Source organism: Salinibacter altiplanensis, from assembly GCF_002894645.1.
Classification (GTDB): domain Bacteria; phylum Bacteroidota; class Rhodothermia; order Rhodothermales; family Salinibacteraceae; genus Salinibacter; species Salinibacter altiplanensis.
Genome location: NZ_NCQY01000030.1, coordinates 357,316 through 378,630 on the forward strand (window position 1 = coordinate 357,316; position 21,315 = coordinate 378,630).

At 65.8% G+C, this 21,315-nt stretch carries 19 protein-coding genes; 6 read left to right on the top strand and 13 right to left on the bottom strand.

The genetic code is table 11. From position 1 onward, the window contains the following. Positions 1 to 105: 105 nt before the first annotated feature. The 3 genes from B7R93_RS13565 to B7R93_RS13575 all read left to right on the top strand — a co-directional run bounded on the left by B7R93_RS13565 (position 106) and on the right by B7R93_RS13575 (position 2,670). Complete coding sequence (locus B7R93_RS13565) at positions 106 to 1,176, top strand: metal-dependent hydrolase (protein ID WP_103021280.1); 1,071 nt, start codon at positions 106 to 108, stop codon at positions 1,174 to 1,176. Positions 1,177 to 1,264: 88 nt separating this feature from the next. Next, the gene (locus B7R93_RS13570; RefSeq protein WP_232798453.1) at positions 1,265 to 2,134 is read left to right on the top strand and encodes a mechanosensitive ion channel family protein; all 870 of its coding nucleotides are present in this window, start codon (positions 1,265 to 1,267) and stop codon (positions 2,132 to 2,134) included. Positions 2,135 to 2,244: 110 nt separating this feature from the next. Further along, positions 2,245 to 2,670, top strand: a complete 426-nt coding sequence (locus B7R93_RS13575; protein WP_103021282.1) for an OsmC family protein — start codon at positions 2,245 to 2,247, stop codon at positions 2,668 to 2,670. 75 nt (positions 2,671 to 2,745) lie between these two features. On the opposite strand, the gene B7R93_RS13580 is transcribed toward B7R93_RS13575, so the two are convergent. The 4 genes from B7R93_RS13580 to pgsA all read right to left on the bottom strand — a co-directional run bounded on the left by B7R93_RS13580 (position 2,746) and on the right by pgsA (position 6,526). Continuing rightward, positions 2,746 to 3,729, bottom strand: coding sequence for an NAD(P)H-quinone oxidoreductase (locus B7R93_RS13580; RefSeq protein WP_103021283.1), 984 nt, complete (start codon positions 3,727 to 3,729; stop codon positions 2,746 to 2,748). A 136-nt stretch (positions 3,730 to 3,865) separates the two neighbouring features. Next, entirely contained in the window at positions 3,866 to 5,104 is a 1,239-nt protein-coding gene (locus tag B7R93_RS13585) for a competence/damage-inducible protein A (RefSeq protein WP_103021284.1), read from the bottom strand. A gap of 97 nt (positions 5,105 to 5,201) precedes the next feature. Then, a complete protein-coding gene (gene pyrE / locus B7R93_RS13590; protein ID WP_103021285.1) occupies positions 5,202 to 5,882 on the bottom strand; it encodes an orotate phosphoribosyltransferase in 681 nt (226 codons plus the stop codon). A 38-nt stretch (positions 5,883 to 5,920) separates the two neighbouring features. Continuing rightward, positions 5,921 to 6,526, bottom strand: coding sequence for a CDP-diacylglycerol--glycerol-3-phosphate 3-phosphatidyltransferase (gene pgsA / locus B7R93_RS13595; RefSeq protein ID WP_103021286.1), 606 nt, complete (start codon positions 6,524 to 6,526; stop codon positions 5,921 to 5,923). A 364-nt stretch (positions 6,527 to 6,890) separates the two neighbouring features. On the opposite strand from pgsA, the gene dnaK reads away from it, so the two are divergent. After that, the gene (dnaK, locus tag B7R93_RS13600) at positions 6,891 to 8,891 is read left to right on the top strand and encodes a molecular chaperone DnaK (RefSeq protein WP_103021287.1); all 2,001 of its coding nucleotides are present in this window, start codon (positions 6,891 to 6,893) and stop codon (positions 8,889 to 8,891) included. A 172-nt stretch (positions 8,892 to 9,063) separates the two neighbouring features. Here dnaK and B7R93_RS13605 read toward each other — a convergent pair whose 3' ends face one another. Continuing rightward, complete coding sequence (locus B7R93_RS13605; protein ID WP_103021288.1) at positions 9,064 to 9,852, bottom strand: TatD family hydrolase; 789 nt, start codon at positions 9,850 to 9,852, stop codon at positions 9,064 to 9,066. A gap of 160 nt (positions 9,853 to 10,012) precedes the next feature. Between B7R93_RS13605 and B7R93_RS13610 the strand changes: the two genes are divergently transcribed. Together B7R93_RS13610 and B7R93_RS13615 are read left to right on the top strand one after the other, a co-directional pair. Then, positions 10,013 to 11,317 (top strand): SpoIID/LytB domain-containing protein, encoded by a 1,305-nt coding sequence (locus B7R93_RS13610; RefSeq protein ID WP_232798454.1) that lies wholly within the window; start codon positions 10,013 to 10,015, stop codon positions 11,315 to 11,317. A 131-nt stretch (positions 11,318 to 11,448) separates the two neighbouring features. After that, on the top strand, positions 11,449 to 13,515 hold the full coding sequence (locus B7R93_RS13615; RefSeq protein ID WP_103021289.1) for a TonB-dependent receptor family protein: 2,067 nt from the start codon (positions 11,449 to 11,451) through the stop codon (positions 13,513 to 13,515). Here B7R93_RS13615 and B7R93_RS13620 read toward each other — a convergent pair. The 8 genes from B7R93_RS13620 to B7R93_RS13655 all read right to left on the bottom strand — a co-directional run bounded on the left by B7R93_RS13620 (position 13,501) and on the right by B7R93_RS13655 (position 21,302). Beyond that, the gene (locus B7R93_RS13620; protein ID WP_103021290.1) at positions 13,501 to 14,517 is read right to left on the bottom strand and encodes an isoaspartyl peptidase/L-asparaginase family protein; all 1,017 of its coding nucleotides are present in this window, start codon (positions 14,515 to 14,517) and stop codon (positions 13,501 to 13,503) included. The genes B7R93_RS13615 and B7R93_RS13620 overlap by 15 nt on opposite strands. 24 nt (positions 14,518 to 14,541) lie before the next feature. Then, positions 14,542 to 15,861, bottom strand: a complete 1,320-nt coding sequence (locus tag B7R93_RS13625) for a peptidoglycan DD-metalloendopeptidase family protein (RefSeq protein WP_103021291.1) — start codon at positions 15,859 to 15,861, stop codon at positions 14,542 to 14,544. 37 nt (positions 15,862 to 15,898) lie between these two features. Next, positions 15,899 to 16,504, bottom strand: coding sequence for a cob(I)yrinic acid a,c-diamide adenosyltransferase (locus tag B7R93_RS13630; RefSeq protein WP_103021292.1), 606 nt, complete (start codon positions 16,502 to 16,504; stop codon positions 15,899 to 15,901). Positions 16,505 to 16,617: 113 nt separating this feature from the next. Next, entirely contained in the window at positions 16,618 to 17,436 is an 819-nt protein-coding gene (locus B7R93_RS13635; RefSeq protein WP_198598681.1) for an ABC transporter ATP-binding protein, read from the bottom strand. A gap of 41 nt (positions 17,437 to 17,477) precedes the next feature. Further along, entirely contained in the window at positions 17,478 to 18,143 is a 666-nt protein-coding gene (locus tag B7R93_RS13640; RefSeq protein ID WP_103021293.1) for a class I SAM-dependent methyltransferase, read from the bottom strand. 60 nt (positions 18,144 to 18,203) lie between these two features. Then, on the bottom strand, positions 18,204 to 18,791 hold the full coding sequence (gene def / locus B7R93_RS13645) for a peptide deformylase (RefSeq protein WP_103021294.1): 588 nt from the start codon (positions 18,789 to 18,791) through the stop codon (positions 18,204 to 18,206). Positions 18,792 to 18,929: 138 nt separating this feature from the next. After that, the gene (locus B7R93_RS13650) at positions 18,930 to 19,274 is read right to left on the bottom strand and encodes a phosphomannose isomerase type II C-terminal cupin domain (protein ID WP_103021295.1); all 345 of its coding nucleotides are present in this window, start codon (positions 19,272 to 19,274) and stop codon (positions 18,930 to 18,932) included. Positions 19,275 to 19,355: 81 nt separating this feature from the next. Further along, entirely contained in the window at positions 19,356 to 21,302 is a 1,947-nt protein-coding gene (locus B7R93_RS13655; protein WP_103021296.1) for a Na+/H+ antiporter NhaC family protein, read from the bottom strand. Between the last annotated feature and the right edge of the window lie 13 nt (positions 21,303 to 21,315).

Genomic DNA, 21,315 nt, shown 5'->3' on the forward strand with positions numbered 1-21,315 from the left:
CGGATGTGCAAACACTACGGCGAGCCCAAGTCAACGGCCCAGAGGCGCCGTACAGAAGGTCCTTTGTGACGTTCCTCTTTCACGCCGAACAACCATTGTGCCCCTATGGACTCAGTCACCCAGATCACCCTAGGCGCCGCGGTGGGCGAGGCCACGGCGGGTCGGGAGGCCGACCTGAAAGCACCGCTGTGGGGCGCAGCTTTTGGCCTCCTGCCCGACCTCGACGTGCTCGCCAATCCGTTTCTGACGGACATTCAGGCGCTTACGATGCACCGGAGCGTCACGCATTCGCTGATGTTTATCGCCTTGGTCGGGGTCTGTGCCGCGTACGGGCTCCGGCGGTTTCACCGCGACATCCCGGTGTCCGTGGGCCGGTGGGGCGCGCTGGTCGTTCTCACGCTCGGGACACACGTGGGGCTCGACTGCCTTACGACCTACGGGACCCAGGTCTTCTGGCCCTTCAGCAACTACCCTGTGCTCCACGGGTCCGTTTTCATTGTGGACCCCCTGTATACCGTCCCACTGGCAACGGGGCTGCTGGTGGCCCTCCGGGGGACCGCCATGGCGTCGGCACGGCGCTGGGCAAACTACGCCGGCCTTGCCCTGAGCTCCGCCTATCTTCTCTTCACGGTCGTCAACAAGGCACACGTAACGGGGATCTTCAACGAGGCCCTTTCGGACTCTCCTCCCGAGCGCGTCTTCACGACGCCCACGCCCTTCAACAACCTTCTCTGGCAGGGCATCGCGGAGACCGACAGTGGATATTACGTCGGGGCCTACTCGCTGCTCGACCCGGACGCCTCCGTGGACTTTCGGTCCGTTCCCAAGCGACATGACCTCCTGGGCGACCAATGGGACAATCCCATCGTGAAGAGGGTGCGGCGGTTCTCACAGGGCTACTTCATTGTGCGCCGGGCCGCCGACGGGGCGCTGCACATCCATGACCTTCGATTCGGACGCAATGACGTCGGCCTCACCGACGATGGCGAGTACCTTTTCACGTATAAGCTACAGATGGAACCGGACGGAACCGTCGTCGGCATCACGCGCGGCGAGCCCCCGTTCGACGTTACCGCCGCGTTGCTCCGTCGATTTCTTGCGCGCATCCTGGGCCACCCCGGTGCCTCTTCTGCCCCGTCGGGGGCGGGTTCTGAAAACGGATCTCCGGCTTCCTGATAATTCCTCGTCGGAATTGGCACTTTTTTTCGTTTCTCGATACGTTTGGGGTGCCTTTCCCTTCCGTCAGTCATCGCCCCCCTCCGCCATGAACGAGCTTCTCTCCCAGTCCCAAGCGTATCTGAACGCCGAGACGATTCAGGTGCTCGGCTCCTACGTGCTGCGCATCCTGGCCTTCGTCCTCATTCTCGCCGCGGGCCGGTACGTGGCACGGTGGGCCCGCACCCTGATCCGAGGGGGCCTCGACAGGCCGAAGGTCGATACGACCCTGACGAAGTTTGCCAGCAACTTTGCGTACTACGCCATCTTCCTGCTGGCCATCTTCGCCGGCCTAGAGACAGTCGGCATCGAAACCGCGAGCTTCGTCGCCGTCCTGGCCGCCGCTAGCTTCGCGGTGGGCCTGGCGCTGCAGGGAACCCTCGCCAACTTTGCCGCGGGCATCATGCTGCTGATCTTTCGGCCGTTCAAGGTGGACGACTACGTGGAGATTGCCGGCGAAACCGGCTTCGTGCGGGACATCTCTCTCTTCTTCACCCGACTGACGACCCGAGACAACCGCCTCGTCATCGTCCCAAACGGCGACATCTTCGGCTCTACCATCCGCAACATTTTTGCCCACGATGTCGTCCGGGTGGACTGTGACGTGGGCACCGACTACCCGGCGGACCTCGACGCCACTCGCGACGTGCTGCTGGAGGCCGCCCGAAATGTGGAGGACCGCGTGACGGAGAAGGGGGAGCAGGCCGCCCTCACCGCGCTGGGCGGCTCGTCCATCAACTGGCAGGTGCGCATCTGGGCCACCCCCGATGACTACTTCCGTCTCAAACAAGAGCTGACCCGGCAGGTGAAGCACAAACTGGACGAGGCCGAGATCGGCATTCCGTATCCCCAGATGGACGTTCACCTCGACGAACTCAACGGCACTGGCGACCCCACGGAGACCGACTCAGTGGAGTAACGCGAATGTGTTTTTTTGCAAACCGGGGCCCCGAGAGGAACGTACAGAGCAACGTTCGTTTGGACAGCCAGCGCTTGCATTCCCCCATCCACAAATTTTCACTTCCAACTATGCCTACTCGTTCTGCGGACGCAACCTGGACTGGAGACCTCCCCGACGGCAGTGGCACCATGCAGCTTGGAAGCGGGGCCTACCAGGGGGCATACTCGTTCCACTCCCGGTTCGAAGACGGAGACGGCTCCAACCCCGAAGAACTGATTGCGGCCGCCCACGCAGGCTGCTACTCGATGGCCCTGTCTAACGTGCTGGCGGAGGCCGGGCACGAGCCCGAATCGGTCAACACCACCGCGGACGTGACGCTTCAGATGGTCGAGGAGGCCCCCACCATTACCGACATCCATCTGACGACCGAGGCGTCCGTGCCGAGCCTCGACGCAGACACGTTTGAGGAGCACGCCGCGGCGGCCAAGGAAGGCTGCCCGGTCTCGAAGGCCCTCGCGGGCACGGAGATCACCCTCGACGCGAGCCTGACGTAGGCGACGACATGTCGGCCGGTTCTCCCGTTGCGCCCCGAATTCTCAGTCGAGGATTCGGGGCGGTCGTACATTGGCCTACGAGATCACCTGCAGGACGATCTTGCCGGCGTTCTCATTGTTCTCCATGCGTCGGTGGGCATCGGCGACCTCGGTCCAGTCGTAGGTCGAGTCGATCACCGGGCGGAGCGGTCCATCCACGAATTTCGGCACTGCCTCCGCCGCAAATTCACGAGTAAGCTGCACCTTGTAGTCGAGGCTCCGGTCGCGAAGCGTGGACGTCAAGAGCTGAACGCGTTTGGCCATCAGATCGCGCAGGCTCACGTCCTCGACTGTGCTGCCGCCCAGGGTTGCAAGCAGAACGATGCGGCCATCCATCGTCAGGGCCTCCACGTTTGGCAGGAAGTACGGGGCGCCGATGAAGTCAAGGATGATGTTCACCCCTTCTCCTCCCGTAAGCGCGTCGATCCGGGCGGCGAAGTCCTCTGACTCATAGTCAATGGTGGCTGCCGCCCCTAGATCGCGGCAGAGCTCGTGCTTCGGGGCCGAGGCGGTAATGAAGGGACGTGCACCGGCCGCTCGCGCAAGCTGAATGGCAGCGGTTCCTACCCCACTGGCGCCGGCATGAACGAGCACATCGTGGTCCTCCTGCAGTCCCCCCAGCCAGTGCAGGGCCTGATACGCCGTGAGAAAGACCTCCGGGAGGGCCGCCGCCTCTCGCATGGAGAGACCCGGCGGCACCGCCATCAGCAAGTCTTTGTGGACGACGACCTGCTCGGCGTATCCGCCCCCGGCCAGCAGGCCAAACACGCGATCTCCCTCCTGCCAGTCGACCACACCGGGCCCGGTCTCTTCAACCACCCCGGCCATCTCAAGGCCCAAAATGTTGGACGCCCCTTCCGGTGGATCGTAGTGGCCACGGCGCTGGAACGTATCGGCACGGTTGAGGGCCGTGGCGTGCACGCGGACCCGGACGTCGTCGGCCTCGGGAACGGGAGTCGGCACCTCGCCGATCATCATCGCGGACGGGTCGCCGGGCTCAGGGACACGAACAGCTTGCATACGCACAGAAAGGAATGGGCGAAAGAGTGTCTCGAATTGGGACTTCCTATAGCGGTACGCGTTGCTAGCCACACTCGGTCGAGGCGTTCCCGTCGGGCAGACCGGCAGGACCGATCGGCGGCCTGTCGTATTCCGCCTACGCCGACAGCTCCCGGCGCGCTTGCTCCAGGGCCGCGGACGCGAACAGCTCCTTGTTCAGCGTACGGTCTTCCACGAACTGGTGGCGCCGCGCCTGTCGTCCGGACGCGTCGGCATGCCCGACCCACACAGTCCCCACGGGCTTGTCCGGCGTGCCCCCCGTCGGCCCCGCAATCCCGGTCGTCGATATCCCCACCGTGGTGCCCAGGGCCTCCCGAACCCCCTCCGCCATCTGGAGCGCGACCGCTTCGCTCACGGCGCCGTGCTCACGGATCGCCGCTTCCTCGACATCGAGGGTCGCCTGCTTCACGGAGTTGGCGTAGGCAACGACACTTCCCAGATAATAGTCGGACGACCCAGATACGCCCGTCAGCCGGTGCCCAATGAGGCCGCCCGTGGCGCTCTCCGCACTGGCGATCGTGGCGTCGTGGGCCCGCAGGGTGTCGCCCAGTGCTTGTTCAAGCGTGACGTCACCGGTGCCGATGACACAGTCGCCCGCCCGGTCCCGGATTGTCGCCTCTATCTCGTCGAGACGAGACGTCGCCGTGGCCTTCTCGGCGCTGGCCGACAGGCGCACGCGCACGCCGCTCGTGGAGGGCAGGTAGGCCAGGGTCACGTCGTCTCCCAGCACGCCAGACAGGTCTCCCAGGTTCTCCTGCAGCGCCGTCTCCCCAATCCCCGCCGTCACGAGCGTCCGGTGACGGACCTCGCCCACGCCGGGCTCCTGCTCAAGGCGCGGTTGGACCGAGGCCTCAAAGATGGCGGTCATCTCTTCCGGGATTCCGGGCAGCAGCACGATCAGGCGCCCGTCCGGGGCCTCGTGCCACAGCCCCACGGCCGCCCCCACCGGATTGGCAAGGGCCTCGAACCCCTCCGGCCGTTCGGCGAGGGACGAGGCGGACGACGGCACGTCCCGGTTCCGCCGGTCGTAGTAGTCTCGCACACGCGCAAGGAGATCCGGGTCGGTCTGGAGGGGGGCGCCGAAGTAATCGCCCACGACCGCCCGTGTGCGGTCGTCATGGGTGGGACCGAGCCCCCCGGTGCAAACGACGAGGCGGGCCGCCTCGTACGCCCGGTCCAGCTCCCGAAAGATGTCTTCGCGGTCATCCCCGACGGTGACCGTCCGGGTCATCCGGACGCCGAGCTGGCTGAGCTGCTCCCCCAGCCATGTGGCATTGGTATTGGGGGTCTGCCCAATCAACAGTTCGTCGCCAATGGTTAGGAGCTGTGCCTTCATCGATACAGGGAAGAAGAACCCAGAGGATATCGGAACGAAACGACGTCTGCGTCTTGGCGGGACCCGTTGTCAGCGTGCAGGGCCGTTGCGGGATGGTTCAGTCCCCGTGTTCGTCGGACCAGGCTTCGGGGTCGGCCTGCCAGTCGTTGAGAAGCGCCTGTGCGTCGTCCGAGAGCGAATGCTGACGGCGCGCCACGTCCAGAAGCATGGGAAACGTCGTCAGCACGTGGCAGGGCACGCCGGCCTCCCGAAACGCCGTGACGGCGGCGTCCAGCCCGTAGGAGAAGATCGCCAGCACGGCCGGAACCGTGGCTCCGGTCTCGCGGACGGCCGCCACCGCGTCCAGCGCGGACCGGCCCGTCGAGATGAGATCTTCCACCACAACCACCGCATCGCCCGCCCCCAACCGTGCCCCTTCAATGCGCTGCCCCTGCCCATGTCCCTTGGCCGAGGCGCGCACGTACGCCATCGGCGCGCCGAGCCGGTCGGCCAGCCACGCCGCATGGGGAATGCCGGCGGTGGCCGTTCCCCCAACGGTGAGCGGCGCCCAGTCGTGATCCGCGACCGTCTCCGCGAACCCATCCGCAATCGCGTGACGAACGGACGGGTGCGCAAGGGTCCGCCGGTTGTCGCAGTAGATGGGGGCCACGAGGCCCGAGGACCACGTGAACGGATCGTGTGGGCGGAGCGAAACCGCGTCGATGCTCAGCAGGGCCTCCGCGAGCGAACGGGCCCGGTCGGCCGATGGCAACACAAAAGGGCTTTGGGAAGTCGGCATAACGGACGACAGGAATCAGTCGAGCACAGGAGGTGAGCCTACTCCAAGTCTACTTTTTCTTCCACCGGGGCCACCACGTAGAGCGCCCCCGTCGCTAGCGTGAAGCCCACAACGACCGTCAGGGCCAGTCCGGGCGCCCCGCTATCGTACAGCACCCACCGGGCCGCCTCCCGAAGCGGGGGCGCGAAGTGCGTGGCCGCCCGGAGCGTGAGCACACCGAACAGGAAGGCCGCCTGCAGCATCGTCTTCCCCTTCGCCACACGGTAGGTATGAAGCGTCTCGCCGGAGGCCTCGACCCACGACCGGACGCCCGTGACGACCAGGTCGCGGAGGGCGATGGCCACGACCGCCCACCACGGCACGAGATCAGGCGCCTCAAGTGCAAGAGCGATGAAGGTCCCGAGAATGAGCACCTTGTCCGCCAGGGGGTCGAGGTACTGCCCGAGCCGGGAGCGCACGCCAAGCCGGCGGGCCAGCACCCCGTCGTAGTAGTCCGTCAGGGAGGCCAGGACGAAGAGCACAACCGCACTCATCTGGCCGGCCTTGCTCGGAATCGACAGGAACAGAAGCAGCAGCGGGGTCACCAAAATCCGGCCGACCGTCAGGAGGTTTGGAATGTAGCGGAGGGCTGTAGAGGTGTACATGATGGTCTCAGGGTAAGCACGAGTCGCTGGAATATCTCAGGCCCTCAGCGATATTGGCAAAAATTTGCACGGGCAAGTGGGGACACGGTTGCAGTTCCAAAGACCATGCCCGCACGCCTGCAAACTTTTCAGTGTGTGGGGGGACGCAGTGCCAATGTTGACGCCCCGCCAGCGCGGATTGCCCCAGCCGGTCCTGCCGCCCTGTCATTCTGGCGGACCCACCCCGGCACTTTTCGGGACGGCATCGTTTTTGGAGCTGGACGCCTGTGGCGATGTAGAGTCAAGGAACGCCGAAGGATGGCTGCTCCCTGACGCCAACGCGCCTTCGACTTTCGAGCTGACCCGAACCAACACGCACGCACTCATGGGCAAAGTCATTGGAATCGACCTTGGCACGACGAACTCCGTCGTGGCAGTGATGGAAGGGGACGACCCGGACGTCATCGAGAACGCAGAAGGAGCGCGCACCACGCCGTCTGTTGTGGCCTACAAAGACGACGGCGAGCGCCTCGTGGGGGCTCCCGCGAAGCGCCAGGCCATCACGAACCCCGAAAACACCGTGTCCTCGATCAAGCGGTTTATGGGCCGCTTCTACAATGAGGTTGAGGACGAGATCGAAGAGGTGCCGTACGAGATCGTCCGCGGGGAAAACGACACCGCGCGCGTCCAGATCGACGACCGAAAGTACACCCCGCAGGAAATCTCGGCCGTGGTGCTGCAGAAGCTAAAGCAGACGGCCGAGGAGTACCTGGGCCAGGAGGTCACCGACGCAGTGATCACTGTGCCGGCGTACTTCAACGACGCACAGCGGAAGGCCACGCAGGAGGCCGGCGAAATTGCGGGCCTGAACGTGCAGCGCATCATCAACGAGCCGACCGCCGCCTCTCTCGCCTATGGCCTCGACGACGAGAGCGACCAGGTGGTCGCCGTGTATGACCTCGGCGGTGGGACCTTCGACGTCTCCATTCTGGAGCTCGGCGACGGGGTCTTCGAAGTGAACGCCACGTACGGGGACACGCACCTCGGGGGCGACAACTTCGACAAGCGCCTCATCGACCACATCGCCGACGAGTTCGAACAGGACACGGGCATCGACCTTCGCGACGACCCGATGGCCCTGCAGCGCCTGAAGGAGGCCGCTGAGGAGGCCAAGATCGAGCTGTCGAGCGCCAAGACGACAACAATCAACCTGCCGTTCATCACGGCCACGGACGAGGGGCCCCAGCACCTCAACATGGACCTCAACCGGGCCACCTTCGAGAACCTGATCGGGGACCTCGTCGAGAAGACGGTCCCGCAGATGGAGAAGGCCCTCGACGACGCGGGACACTCCAAGAGCGACGTTGACGAGGTCATCCTGGTCGGTGGATCCACGCGCGTCCCGCTCGTCCAGGAAACCGTCGAAGACTTCTTTGGCAAGAAGGCCAACAAGTCCGTGAACCCGGACGAGGTGGTGTCCCTCGGCGCGGCCGTGCAGGGCGGTGTGCTGAGTGGCGACGTGGACGACGTGCTGCTACTGGACGTGACCCCGCTCAACCTCGGCATCGAGACGCTCGGGGGCGTGATGACAACGCTGATCGAGGAGAACACCACGATTCCGACGAAGGAGGGCGAGGTCTTCTCCACCGCCGCCGACAACCAGACCTCCGTGGAGGTGCACGTCCTGCAGGGCGATCGCGAGATGGCCAAGGACAACCGCACGCTCGGCCGCTTCCACCTGGACGGCATTCCACCGGCCCCGCGCGGCACGCCACAGATTGAGGTCACGTTCGACATCAACGCGGACGGCATCCTCAACGTGTCCGCCGAGGACAAGGACACCGGCAAGGAACAGTCCATCCGCGTGGAGGCGAACAGCGGCCTCTCCGACGAGGAGATTGAAAAGATGAAGGAGGAGGCCGAGCAGCACGCCGAGGAAGACGAGCGGCGCAAGGAGCGCGCCGACACGATCAACGAGGCGAATTCCATGGCCTACTCCGTGGAGCAGGGCCTCGAGGAGTACGGCGACAAGATCCCGGAGGACAAGCGGTCCTCCCTCCAGGACGCCCTCGATGCGCTCAACGAGGAGCTCGAGACGGCCAGCGCCGATGAAGACGTCACCGCGCTCGAGGACGCCCTTGACGAGCTCAACGCGGCATGGTCCGCCGCCGGCGAAGAGATTCGCGAGGCGCAACAGCAGCAGGCCCAGCAGGGCGCTGCGGCCGGTGCAGGTGCAGGCGCCGGTGCGGCCGGCCCCGGGGCTGAAGGCCCTGCCGGCGGCCCTGCGGGTGGACCGTCCCCCGAAAACGGTGCCACAGACACCGACGACGAGGAGGAGGTCCAAGACGCCGACTACGAGGTGGTCGACGAGGGCGACGACGAGTAGTCGCCAATCCCCTGGACGCACGGTGTAGAACTCACCTCCATCCGCGTTCCTCTACATCGCCCCGCGGGGTCACTCACGAACGGCCCGCGGCCTTCCAAACGCCCCGATCGGCTTGTTCCGGTCGGGGCGTTTTTTGTGGCCCGAGTGGCCGCCCACGCTTACTCCCCAGCCGTCACCGCGTGCCGTCAAGCTCGTAAATGGCACGGGCATTCTGGGTCGTGATCTTGGCGACTGTCTCCAACGGAAGGCCCTTGATGTCTGCAAGCCGCTCCACGACATGGCGCACGTAGGCCGGCTCGTTCCGATCCCCCCGGTTGGGCTCCGGGGCCAGGTACGGACTGTCGGTCTCCACGACGATGTGATCGAGCGGAACGTCCTTCACATACTGGTCCACGTCACTGTTCGAAAACGTCATGATGCCCCCCACCCCGAGGTAGAAGCCCAAGTTCCACGCCCGCTCGGCCACCCTGGGCGGGTCGACGTAGCAGTGAAGAATCCCGCGCATCTTCTCCGGCACGTCAGCCCGTACGTACTCCTCTTCGAGAATGGCGAGAATGTCCGCCGCGGCCTCGCGGTTATGAATGACGAGGGGCAGGTCGGCCTCAATGGCGAGGCGGATGTGCTTCCGGAAGAAGCGCTTCTGGCGGTCGTCGAACGAACGGTCCCAGTAGTAGTCGAGCCCGCTCTCCCCCACCGCCACCACACTCGGATGTGCACACCACTCCACGACCGCCTCAAAATCGTCCTCGGTGGCCGTTTCGGTCTCCGAGGGGTGTAGGCCCGCCATGGCATAGAGCCCGTCGTGACTCTCACACAGGTCTACGGCCTGCCGAATGGAGGGAACGTCGATGGCCGGCATTACGATCACGTCGACCTCGGCGCCCCAGGCGCGACGCAGGACCGCGTCCCGGTCGTCATCGAACTGGTCGAGGTACAGGTGCGCGTGCGTATCGATAATCATGAGCTGAGGAGACAACCGCAGGCGAGAAGGAGACTGGACGAAATGACCCCGCCGATACCCCGGGAACGAAGTCCCCATTTTGCACCGTAGGAGCATCGGCGACAATCAAGTTCACGGTGCGCGTTAGAACATGAACCGAAGGCCTCATACTGTAAACGCGTTGGCGCAAATTTCCCAGATTCTCCGTCCAGGCGTCTGGGGCCTTCCTGAGCGGGTGCTCGCCGTGGTTCTGCTTGGAGCCGGGGCCCCGCTGTCGGCTTCCGCACAATCGCCCCCCGACAGTGCGGACTGGGTACAGGTGCGGCTCCACCACGGGACCGATGTCGAGTCTGCTCGCCTCACCCCAAAGCGGCACCCGCTCTCAGTACGCCTGTCCAGCGGCGATCCCCCAATCCTCCGCCTGTCTCCCGACGAAACCATGACGCTGGGGCGCCGCCAGGGAGACGTGCACGCCCGGCATGAAGAAGCCAACCTGTACGCCCGATCGCTGCGGCTCGCGCCGTCGAATGGGGGCATCTGGACGCTCACACTGCCCTCCGGGTCCACCCGTACGTACACGGGCCGCCTCACCCTTCGCCCCGCCGACTCCGGCGCGGGCCTTCAATTGGTCAACCGGGTGCCCCTGCAGGACTACGTGGCGAGCGTCGTCGCCGCGGAGTATGGGCTCGGCGACCGGGCGGGCACCCGGGCCATGGCGGTCGTGGCCCGGACCTACGCGCTCTTCTCCAGCAAGCACTTCGACGAGGACTACGACCACGTTGACGGCACAGCCTCGCAGGTATACCGGGGGGACGCGGTCATTACCGAACCTGCCCGCCGGGCAGCCCAGGAAACGCGGGGCCAAGTCTTGACCTACGACGGAGCGCCGATTCAATCGGTCTATTTCTCGTCGAGTGGGGGCCACACCGCCGACAACGAGGACATCTGGACGGACAGTCCCTCCCTTCCGTACCTGCGGGGCAAAAAGGACCCGTACGACCAGGGCTCGCCCAAGCACCGCTGGACAACGCGTGTGAACCGACGGGCCCTTCTGCGGGCACTCTCGTTGCATCACGGCACCTCCGTCGACGGATTCCTGCTCGGCGACCGCACCTCGAACGGCCGACGAGCGACCATCAGGGTTCTCTTCTCGAACGACAGCGAGGCGGCGATGGAGGCAGGCACCTTCCGGTCGGTCGTAAACGAGCGGGTGGATGGCGTCTCCCTGAAGAGCACATGGTTCGATGCTCGTCGGGATGGTCCGGAGTACGTGTTTTCTGGACGAGGCCACGGGCACGGCGTCGGCCTCAACCAGTGGGGCGCCCACGCGATGGCCGAGCAGGGCAAAAGCTACCGCGAGATTCTGTCGTTCTACTACACGGGCGTTGAGATCCGACAGCTGGACGAGATGTCGTCTCCTGCGGCCGTGGCCCAGGACCCCCTCAGCCCACCTGTTGACTCTACCGCGCCTCGGGTTGGGTGGTAGGCCGCAGTGCTCGGGTCCCTTGAGAGGGGCGTTCCCACTGCCAGACGTCTGAGTTGCCCCTTTTGGAGGCCTGCATTGTCACTGAGTATCCCCCTGTCCGTTTGCATTTCTCCGCCATTCGTTTGAGAATTATGTCGTTTTCGTCGGTGCGCGTCGCTCTCCTGTATGGGATTGGGCTCGCGCTCCTCGTCGGATGCCTGCTGCACCACTCTCCCAGCCACGCTCAGGCGCCCCCGGACACGTCCGTCGCCATGCAGGTGGAGATGGCCCCGGTTGAGGTGACGGCCACTCCGTTCCGAATCGCGAACGAGGCCCCCTCCTTCTCCGCCGCCACACGGACCCGACCCGATCAAGCCCTCAACAGCACCCCCTCACTGTCGCTGGAGCAGGTGTCCGCGGGACTTCCGGGCCTCTCGGTCCAGAGCCGCACGCACTTCGCCTTGGGCGACCGCATCACGATTCGAGGACTCGGGTGGCGGGCCCAGTTCGGGGTGCGTGGGATTCAGATGCTCCTCGACGGCATTCCGCTCACGACGGCGGACGGCCAGTCGGTGGTGCACATCATCGACCCGTCCTTCGTCCGTTCGCTGGAGCTGGTACGGGGGCCGGCCTCCACCTTCTGGGGCAACGCGAGTGGGGGCGTCTTGTCCCTCTCCACCCGCCCTCCCCGAGCCTCCGCGCATACGGTGCGGCTCAAGGAAACCGTTGGCTCCTACGGGCTCTCGAAGACCGACGTGCAGGTGACTCCGGACCTCGGTGCCCATCAACTGAGCGTCTACTCGTCCTACCTTGCCCAGGACGGCTTTCGCCAACACAGCGAGACACGCCTCCTGCGGTCCGGGGGGACCGGAAACGTCTCACTGGGCGAGGACCGGGGCGTGCGCATAGTTGGGGCCTTGCAGCACATGCCGCAGGCCCAGTCGCCCGGCTCTCTGTCGAAGACGGCGGCCCAGTCGTCCCCCGGCCAGGCCCGCCCGGCCATTCTGGACTTTGATGTAGGAAAGGACGTGACGCAGGGCCAACTTGGGGCGACGTACTACGACGACACGGGCGCCGGCACGGTGAACGCCACCGTGTACGGGCTCTTGCGTGACCTTCGCAATCCCATCCCCTTCAACGTCATCGACCTGCACCGCCGAGCGGGTGGGGTGCGGTTGACCCTCGAAGACGAAACCCCGTCTCTCCGGTGGGGCGTAGGCCTCTCGGGAAAGCTGCAGCACGACGACCGACGCGAATTCACGAGTGCCAACGGGGCCCCAGACCGTCTGTTGATTGATCAACTCGAGACGGTCGACAACGAGGCCCTCTTCGGCCGCCTTTCTGTTCCCCTGGGCCGCCTTCAGGTGGACGCAGGCCTGCGCTACGATCGTCTCCAGTTCGAGGCGGACGATCGGCTCGGAAGCGACGATGGCACACAGGCCTTCCGCACCCTCAGCCCTGCGCTGGGGCTCTCGTACGAAACAGGCCCCGCACGCCTGTTTGCGAACCTGAGTACCGGTCTGGAAGCCCCCACCACGACCGAACTGAGCAATCGCCCCGACGGAGAAGGCGGCTTTAACGACCTGGACGCCGAGTCTGTGGTGGGCATCGAGGGAGGCGCAACGGGCACCTGGCCCGCACAGCACCTCTCGTACGACCTGGCCCTCTTCTACCAGGACGTGGACGACGTGCTCGTCCCCTTCGAGCTGCCGGACGAGACGACGGCCTACCGCAATCAAGGGGCTGCACGGCACCGGGGGGCCGAGATCTCGGTTCGCTGGCAGCCCCCCGGTCCCGTGTCCGTGCAGGCCAGCCACTCCTTCGTGGACGCCGAGTTTACGGAAGGCACTGTGGCGGCGGACAACTCTACGACACGCCTTGAGGGCAATCAGCTCCCTGGCGTGCCGTCGCACCGGTTTGCCGGCACCCTTCGAGCCCGAACGGCCCTCGCCCACGCCTCCGCCTCCGTGCGAAGCGTGAGCGAACAGTACGGCGACACTCAAAATACGGCCACGAACGACGGATACACCACCGTGGACATGCGCCTCAGTCACCCCGGAATCGGGATCGGGGGCGGGGCAACGCTTACGCCCTTCCTCGCCCTCAACAACGCGTTCGACGTGCGCTACAACGACGTCGTCGTGAATGCCTTCGGGGGGCGATTCTACGAGCCCGCCGCCGGTCGACACTGGCGCGCCGGGACCTCACTGCAGTTCTGAACGGGGGGAATCCCGCTGGACGGAATGACGGGTAGTTCCTGCGTCCGTCCACTGCCCTCGTGCCATTCGGGGCGTCGTGAACGCAACCGCAGCGTCTTCGGGCGTGACCGCAATGCAGCCGCCCGTGGCCCCCGTTCCATCCGGAGAGGTGACGCACTCGTGCATGCGCGAGAGGGCCGTGCGCGCCGCCGTCTCCACGGTGTCGCCTCTCCGGACACGCTCCCGCACGCTTCGGGCCAGCCCCACGGCCGCGATGGCCTCCCCCCACCCTGTTGCACTGACCGCCACGTGGGCATCGGCGTAAAAGCCGGCGCCCGGCAGCGGCGAGTCGCCCACACGCCCCGGGGGCTTGAAGGGCGTGCCCCCGGTAGACGTCGCGGCCGCGAGCGCGCCCGAGGCGTCCCGCATCACCGCCCCCACGGTATCACCACCTCGAAGGTCGGCGTCCCCCGAGCGAAACGACTGGCTCGGATGATTCGACCCCGCCTGCGTTCGAGTCCGTTCGTAGCGCTGCCGCTCACGCGGATGGACCAGCGCCTCGTTCGGGACGAGGTCTATCCCCATGGACTCCGCAAACCGCTCCGCGCCCTCCCCCGCCAACATTCGCACGCGCCCTTCTCCGTCCTCCAGCACCCGACAGGCCACGTCGACCGGGTGTTTCAGACGCCGCGTGGCCATGACAGCCCCGTAGTCCAGCGTCGTGCCCTTCATGATCCCGGCGTCCAGCTCCGCCTGTCCGTCTTGATTCAACATCGCTCCGTAGCCGGCATTAAAGGCACCGTGGGCCTCCAGGGCCCTCGTTGCCATCGCAACCCCTGCTAGGGCGTCCGTCTCGTTTTGGTGGAGAGGCCCCTCAGCACGAAGCACAGACTCCTCAAGCACAGACTGGAGCCCTTCACGATGTGCGTCTACCGCGCCGTCCGGGATGTCCCAGGCCCCGCCGTGCACGAGCAGCAGTGGCCCGTTCGTCTCAATGTGCCGGCTGTGGAGGGAACGTGACATTCGGGAGGGGCTAATTCGTGGGGGCTACCGACTGGCCAGGGGGCCTCCTGACAGGTCCAGTGGGGCTCTCCGCTGCGAGCCAGACTCCGATGGCGCCCGGGCAAACACCGTCGTCCCGTCGAGGCGCGGCAGAAGGGCCCGCACGGTCTCCCGAAACGCCTCCCGATGCTGCAGCGGAACGGGCTGTGAGGGGGGCAGCTCCAGCGTAACCGGATTGACGGGCGTGCCGTGCTTCCAGAGCCGGTAGTCGAGATGGGGCCCTGTGGATCGGCCCGTGCTCCCCACAGAGCCGATGGTCTCGCCCTGTTGCACACGGTCCCCGGACGTCACAGCGATCTGCGAGAGGTGGAGGTAGCCGGAGGTGTAGGTGCCGTTGTGGCGGATCTTGACGTAGTTCCCGTTCGGCCCCTTGTACCCGGCCCGTTGCACGACCCCGTCCCCCACCGACCGCACCGGCGTGCCGCGCGGGGCCGCGTAGTCGACGCCACGGTGGGGGCGGTATTCCTTCAGCACCGGGTGGTACCGGCGATTGGTATAGCCCGAGCTGATGCGAGAATACTGCAGCGGGGCCTTCAGGAGCTGACGCCGGAGGCTCTGTCCCGCGCGGTTGAAGTACTCGGCATCGCCCGTCCCCGCTTCGAACCGGAACGCGTAGTAGTTCTCGCCTCGGTGCCGCACACATGCCGCCACGATGTCTCCGGGCTGCACCGCGTCCCCCTCCACCGAGCGGGCCTCGTAGACGAGGCGAAACGAGTCGCCCGCCCGCAGCCGGAAGAAGTCGATCTGCCAGGCAAACACCTCCGAAAGCCGCAGGGCGAGGAGGGGATGTCCCCCATTCTCCACGACACTCTCATACAGTGACCCCTCCACCGTCCCCGCGGCTGTGGCCCACCGGCGACGAACCGACCGGGTGGACACATGGGTGCGGCCCGGATGCCGAAGGTCAAAGACAATGTACCGGAGCGCGTCGATCTGGTACGCCAGATACCGCGGCTGCTGGAGCCAGCGGTTTACGTAGACGCGATACGGGCGCCCGGCCCGGAGATCCGAGACGTCGAACTCAGGCCGGGCCGCCGCCGCGAGATTCAGGATGGTCTGGTAGTCCACCCCATGTGCGTCCAACACGTCCGAGAAGGTCTCCGCCCGGCCCACGCGGTTGTGGTCTACCCGATAGCGGCCTGCGGGCAAGCCGTACCCGTCCGCGGAGGCCTCAAACGTTGCCGTTGACCCATTCGCCTCCTTTTCTGGGGGCGGAGCGGTCGCCCCTGTTTGGCAGGCAAGCGCCCCGCCCGCCACGACCAGGAGCACGGCCAGCAGTCGCAGGGGCCCAAGTGAGAAGGACATGATGTCCGCCGTGAGATGAGTGGAACGTATGGGGCAGTTACGAATCAGTGTCCGCCTCGGACGATGCGTCGTTGGCGTCGGGGCCATCGGGGCTCCACGTGTCTTCCTGGACCCCCGCCTCCCGGTTGGCCCACCGCGCCAGCACGAAGAGGAGGTCGGACAGCCGGTTGAGGTAAATGATCACCTGCTCGTTGATGGGCGTCGCGGTTTTGGCCTCTACGCTGCGGCGCTCCGCACGGCGGCACACGGTACGGGCGGAGTGGAGCGACGCCCCGGCCGGGGTTCCCCCGGGCAGGATAAAGCGCTTCAGGGCCGGCAGATCCGCCTCGAACCGGTCAATCCGATCCTCAAGGGCCTCGATGTGAGCCTCCTCAATGCGCTCCACGACGGGCTTGGCGTCCATGGGCGTCGCCAGATCCGCGCCCAACACAAACAGCTCTTCTTGAATGTCCCCCAGCACCGGATCGAGCGTCTCCTGCCCCGGCTCGCCGTCCAGATGCCCCCGAGCGAGCCCGACGATGGAGTTGGCCTCGTCCACCGTGCCGTAGGCGTCGATGCGGGGATTGCCCTTGCCCACCCGTTCTCCCCCGAAGAGAGACGTGGTTCCGTCGTCGCCGGTCCGGGTGTAGATTCGTTTGCTCATTGGGGGACTGTGGATCGGAAAAACAGGGCGCAACAATTGACCACGGCGTGGCACGGCTGACCTCCGCTTGCGTTTCCAAGGAGCCTCCGGGCAGCGGGAGCGTCCGGGGGAAGTTACCCGGGCCCCTCGCTTCCGTCGGCAGACGGCACAGGCCCCACGTAGTCGATCCGGAGCGTGCCGTCCGGATGGTGGTCCAGCGCAACCCGCATGCCGAACACCGAGGCGATGCGATCCGGCGTCAGCACCGACGCCGGCGGGCCCTGGGCCCGCAGCTTGCCGTCCGCAATCAGGAGCAGCCGATCGGCGTAGCGGGCCGCGAGCTCCAGGTCGTGCCCCACCGCGAGGACCGTCCGCCCGGCCTCCGCCTGGGCCCGCACCTGCTCCATGAACGAAAACTGATAGTGCACGTCTAGGTGGGCGGTCGGCTCGTCCAGCAGCAGCAGGTCCGCCCCCTGTACCAGGGCCTGCGCCAGGAAGACACGCTGCATCTCTCCTCCGCTCAGCGAGAGCACCGACCGGCCCGCAAAGCCGCTCAGATCCACTCGGGCAAGGGCCTCTCGAACGCGCTCGCGGTCCGAGCTCCGGTAGGACTGCAGCCAGCCCCGGTGCGGGGCCCGCCCAAGGAGCACGAACTCTTCGACCGTGAAGTCGAAGGCGAGGGACCGTGCCTGGCGGACGAAGGCCTGCGCCCGGGCTCGCTGCTGGGCGCCCATCGCCTCGATGGGCGTGCCCGCGAGTCGGATCTCCCCCCCAAACGGAATGTGTCCGCCAATGGCCCGCAGAAGGGTCGTTTTGCCCGCGCCGTTGGGCCCGAGGACGCCGACCCACTGCCCGACCGCGACCTCGAAGCTCACGTCACGCAGGATCGTGTGCCCGTCGAGCGTAACGGAAAGTCGGTCGACCGAGAGCAGGGCCACGCTGTGTCCGGACATCAGTGCAAGAAAACCATCCCCCACAGGGCTCGTGCGCTCGCCTACGCAGGCGTCGCGACCAGCACCTCCGAGGGCACGCCCCACCCCGTCACCGTGGCGTGGGTCTGCACGGCCCAGCGGGCCTCATCCAGAAGCGTCCGCTGCCGAAGGGGCCGACACCCGCCGACCCACTCCGGGCGACTCCGGTGAAGGGCATTCCACAACCTGCTCACGCACCAGGGCAACAGCGATCGCCCCCGCGTAAGCCCCGCGAGGCAGAGCCGACCGTCGTCCCGCAGGAGACGATGCGCCTCCCCGAGGAATGTTCGAGCATCATCTCGTGACAGGAGATCCAGCAGGTAGGTGGCCACCACGCGATCGTACCTCCCATCCGGGGCATCAAACGACAAGCGTCCGTCGGTCCGGCGAACCGTTGCGCGGGTCTCAAACGACGCGAGTCGGGTTCGGGCAATCCGCACCATTGTCTCGCTGAGGTCGTGTCCCACGTAGCGCGCCGCCGATGGACAATGGGTCGACAAGAGGCGTTCGGCAAACCTTCCGGTGCCGCATCCAACCTCCATCACCGACCGGGCGGTTTCGAAGTGCCCCCGGGACACGAGCAGATCGAAGGCCGGGGCCTCGTAGAACACCTGGGTGTCCTGCCATGCCCCGATCCGATCGTAAACGGCCTCCACCTCCGAATACGAGAGCGTCCGACGGGCAGTCATGTCGCGTGTCTACGGCGGCAGGCTCAAACGGAGGCGCTTGCTCCTTCGGCGGAATCCACGCTACCGGGACGGAACGGTGTCGTCGTCCTTCGTGACGAGCGGATAGTCGGCCTCCACCTCCCCGTTTACCATTTCCCGAAGGGGGCGGCGGAGCAGCCGCTTGCGGAAGCTGCTGAGATAGTCGGTAAAGAGGACGCCGTCGAGATGGTCCCGCTCGTGTTGCAGGACTCGGGACAGCATGCCCCCAGCCTCCAGTTCCTGCTCCTCAAACGCACGGTTCCGGTAGCGCATCCGGATCCGTTCGGGGCGTGCCACGGCCTCTCGCACCTCCGGGATCGACAGGCAGCCCTCCTCCATCTCCGCGGTGTCGTCGCTCTCCTGCACAATCTCGGGATTGATGAAGGTCATTGGCTGGGGCGGAAGCGACTCTCCCGCCTCCGCAATGTCGTCGGCCATCGGGGTGAGGTCCACCACGAAGAGGCGCTCGGTGCGCCCCACCTGCGGTGCCGCCAGCCCGATGCCCGCGGCGTTGTGCATCGTCTCAATCATGTTGTCGATGAGCTCCTGGAGCGCCTCCGTGTGTTCTTCCACGGGGTCGGTCTCCTCCCGGAGGGCGTCGTGGCCGTACACGTATATCGGCAGTATCATGGACGAAGGGGATTGCCAAAAGACTGTACTCACTGGGTCTAACAGAGCCGTACGTGCGGAAGTGCCGGCCCGACGGCTCCCGAAAGCAGAAATCCCACAAACTCTCCGTCCCCGGTGGGTGCTCTCATCCCTCCCGACCTACTCTCGTCCGTAGTCGTCCTCCAGCCGGATGATGTCGTCTTCCACGCAGCGCCCCATCTGCGTCTCGATAAAGACCAGCGGCCCGTCGCCATCGTTCTCGATGCGGTGCACGTCCCCCTCGTCGATGAAACAGGTGTCGCCCTCGGCCACCGCAATGGTCTCGTCGTTGCGGGTAAAGACGCCCGACCCTCGAACGACGACCCAGTGCTCTTTTCGGAGTTCGTGCTTCTGCAGGGAGAGCCGCTGGCCCGGATGCACGATGATGCGTTTCACGCGGTATCCCGGCTCATTCAGGTATTCCTCCCATCGGCCCCAGGGACGGTCGTCGGCATCGAGAAACATGGCGTTGTGCGTTGATTGGTGAACAGAAAACAGAAGAGGTGCGTGTTGATCGGCATGGCGTGCGGCACGGCGGGTGTGCGCCTACGCCGGGGCTTCCACGGCGGGCTCGGCCGTGTCGACCGGCGTCCCCACTCCTTTCAAGAACCCGTACAGAAGCGCCATGCCGAGCAGAAGCCCGAGCCACCACGGCATCCCGAAGCCAACGGGCAGCGTGCCGAAGAGGATGGCCACGGCGCCGACGCTGAGCGCATACGGCAGCTGCGTGCGCACGTGCTCCACGTGATCACACCCACTGGCCATCGACGAAAGAATCGTCGTGTCCGAGATGGGCGAACAGTGATCCCCCCACACCGACCCGGCCAGCACGCACGACACCGACGAATACAGGATGTGGTAGTGCGCTGAATTGTCCATCCCATTCTGGGCGAGCACTGCCCATACCAGGGGAACCACCAGCGGCATGAGGATGCCCATGGTGCCCCAGCTCGATCCCGTCGCGAAGGCCGTCGCGGCCGCGAGCACGAAGATGAGCGCCGGCACCCCCCCCGGCGGAAGCCACTCACCGAGGACCGACACGAGATAGTCGGCCGTGTGCAGCACTTCGGTGATGTTGGACAGGGCCCACGCAAGCACGAGAATAATCATTGCGAACAGCATGGACTTGAGCCCCTCGTACCAGGCCTCCACGGTCTGCTCCACGTTCAGGATGCCCTGCCCGATGGATAGCGCCGCCGCCACCAACACCCCGAGGATCGACCCCCACATCAGGGCCGTGTACGAGTTTGCCTCCCCAATAATGTCCCGCAAGGGGGCATCAACCCCAGCGGCCTGAACGCCCGTTGCGTACAGCCCGCCGAGCACGCCCCCCACCAGCACGAGGATCGGAAGGACCGCGTTGACGGCGCGAAACGGCGTTCCATCGGGGGGGCGCAACTCTTCCCCTTCCGAGGCCGCCTCGTCGACCTTTGCTTCCTTGCCCAGCACCTCCCCCGTCTCACGGGCCCGCTTCTCCGCCTGGTACATCGGCCCGAAGTCGAGCCCCGAGTAGGCCACCAGGAAGACGAAAAACAGCGCGAGGAACGGGTAAAAGTTGTAGGGCAGTGAGCTGAGGAATACCGAGTAGGCCCCCTGGGAAAACCCGTCAATGTTTTCGATGGCGGTGCCCAGCAGGCCCACCTGATACCCGATCCACGTGGTCACAAACGCAAGGGTCGCGATGGGGGCCGCGGTTGAGTCCACAAGGTAGGCCAACTTCTCACGCGAGATGCGCAGCCGGTCGGTGACCGGGCGCATGGTGTTGCCCACAATCAGGGTGTTGGCGTAGTCGTCGAAAAAAATGCTGATGCCCAGGACCCCCGTCACGATCTGTCCCCGCTTCGAGTCGCGCGCCCATCCCGTCAGGCGCTCCACGATGCCGAGGGTGCCCCCATTTTTGGAAATGATGCCCACCATCCCCCCAATCATGAGGGAGAACAGGATGATGGCCACGTGGCTGGAGCTGGCCATTGCGTTCAACACGTAGACCTGAAAGCCGTCCAGCAGGCCCTTGAACACGCCCCACGGCGTGAAGCCGATGGCGATGACCGCGCCCACCCAGATCCCAAAGAACAGCGCCGGCACCACACGCCGGTACAGCAGCGCCATCCCGATGGCCAAGAGGGGCGGCAAGATAGAGAGCCAGCCCGGAATGGTTCTCGTAGTGGTCGAGCGCAGCACCGCGTCGTTCGCCACGACCTCGACGGAGGCACTCCCGCCCGACGAGACCGAGACGCCGTCCGCGGTCCATGCCGCCTCGGCTGCGTCGTACGAAAGCGAGAACGTGGACCCCGCCACCCGCAGCGTCGGGGCCCCCCGTGCAGCCAACGAGGAGTCTCCAGGCACCGAGACCGAAAACTCAATTCCACTCAGGACCGGGTCTGGGACGTCGATCGCCCCGTCCTGGGCGGCGGCCGGCGTCGTGGTCCCCCAGAGACACAACAGACCCGCGAGCAGAAAAAGGGATCGGGGAAATGAAGCGAGATGGCCCATCGGTCAGCGTCCC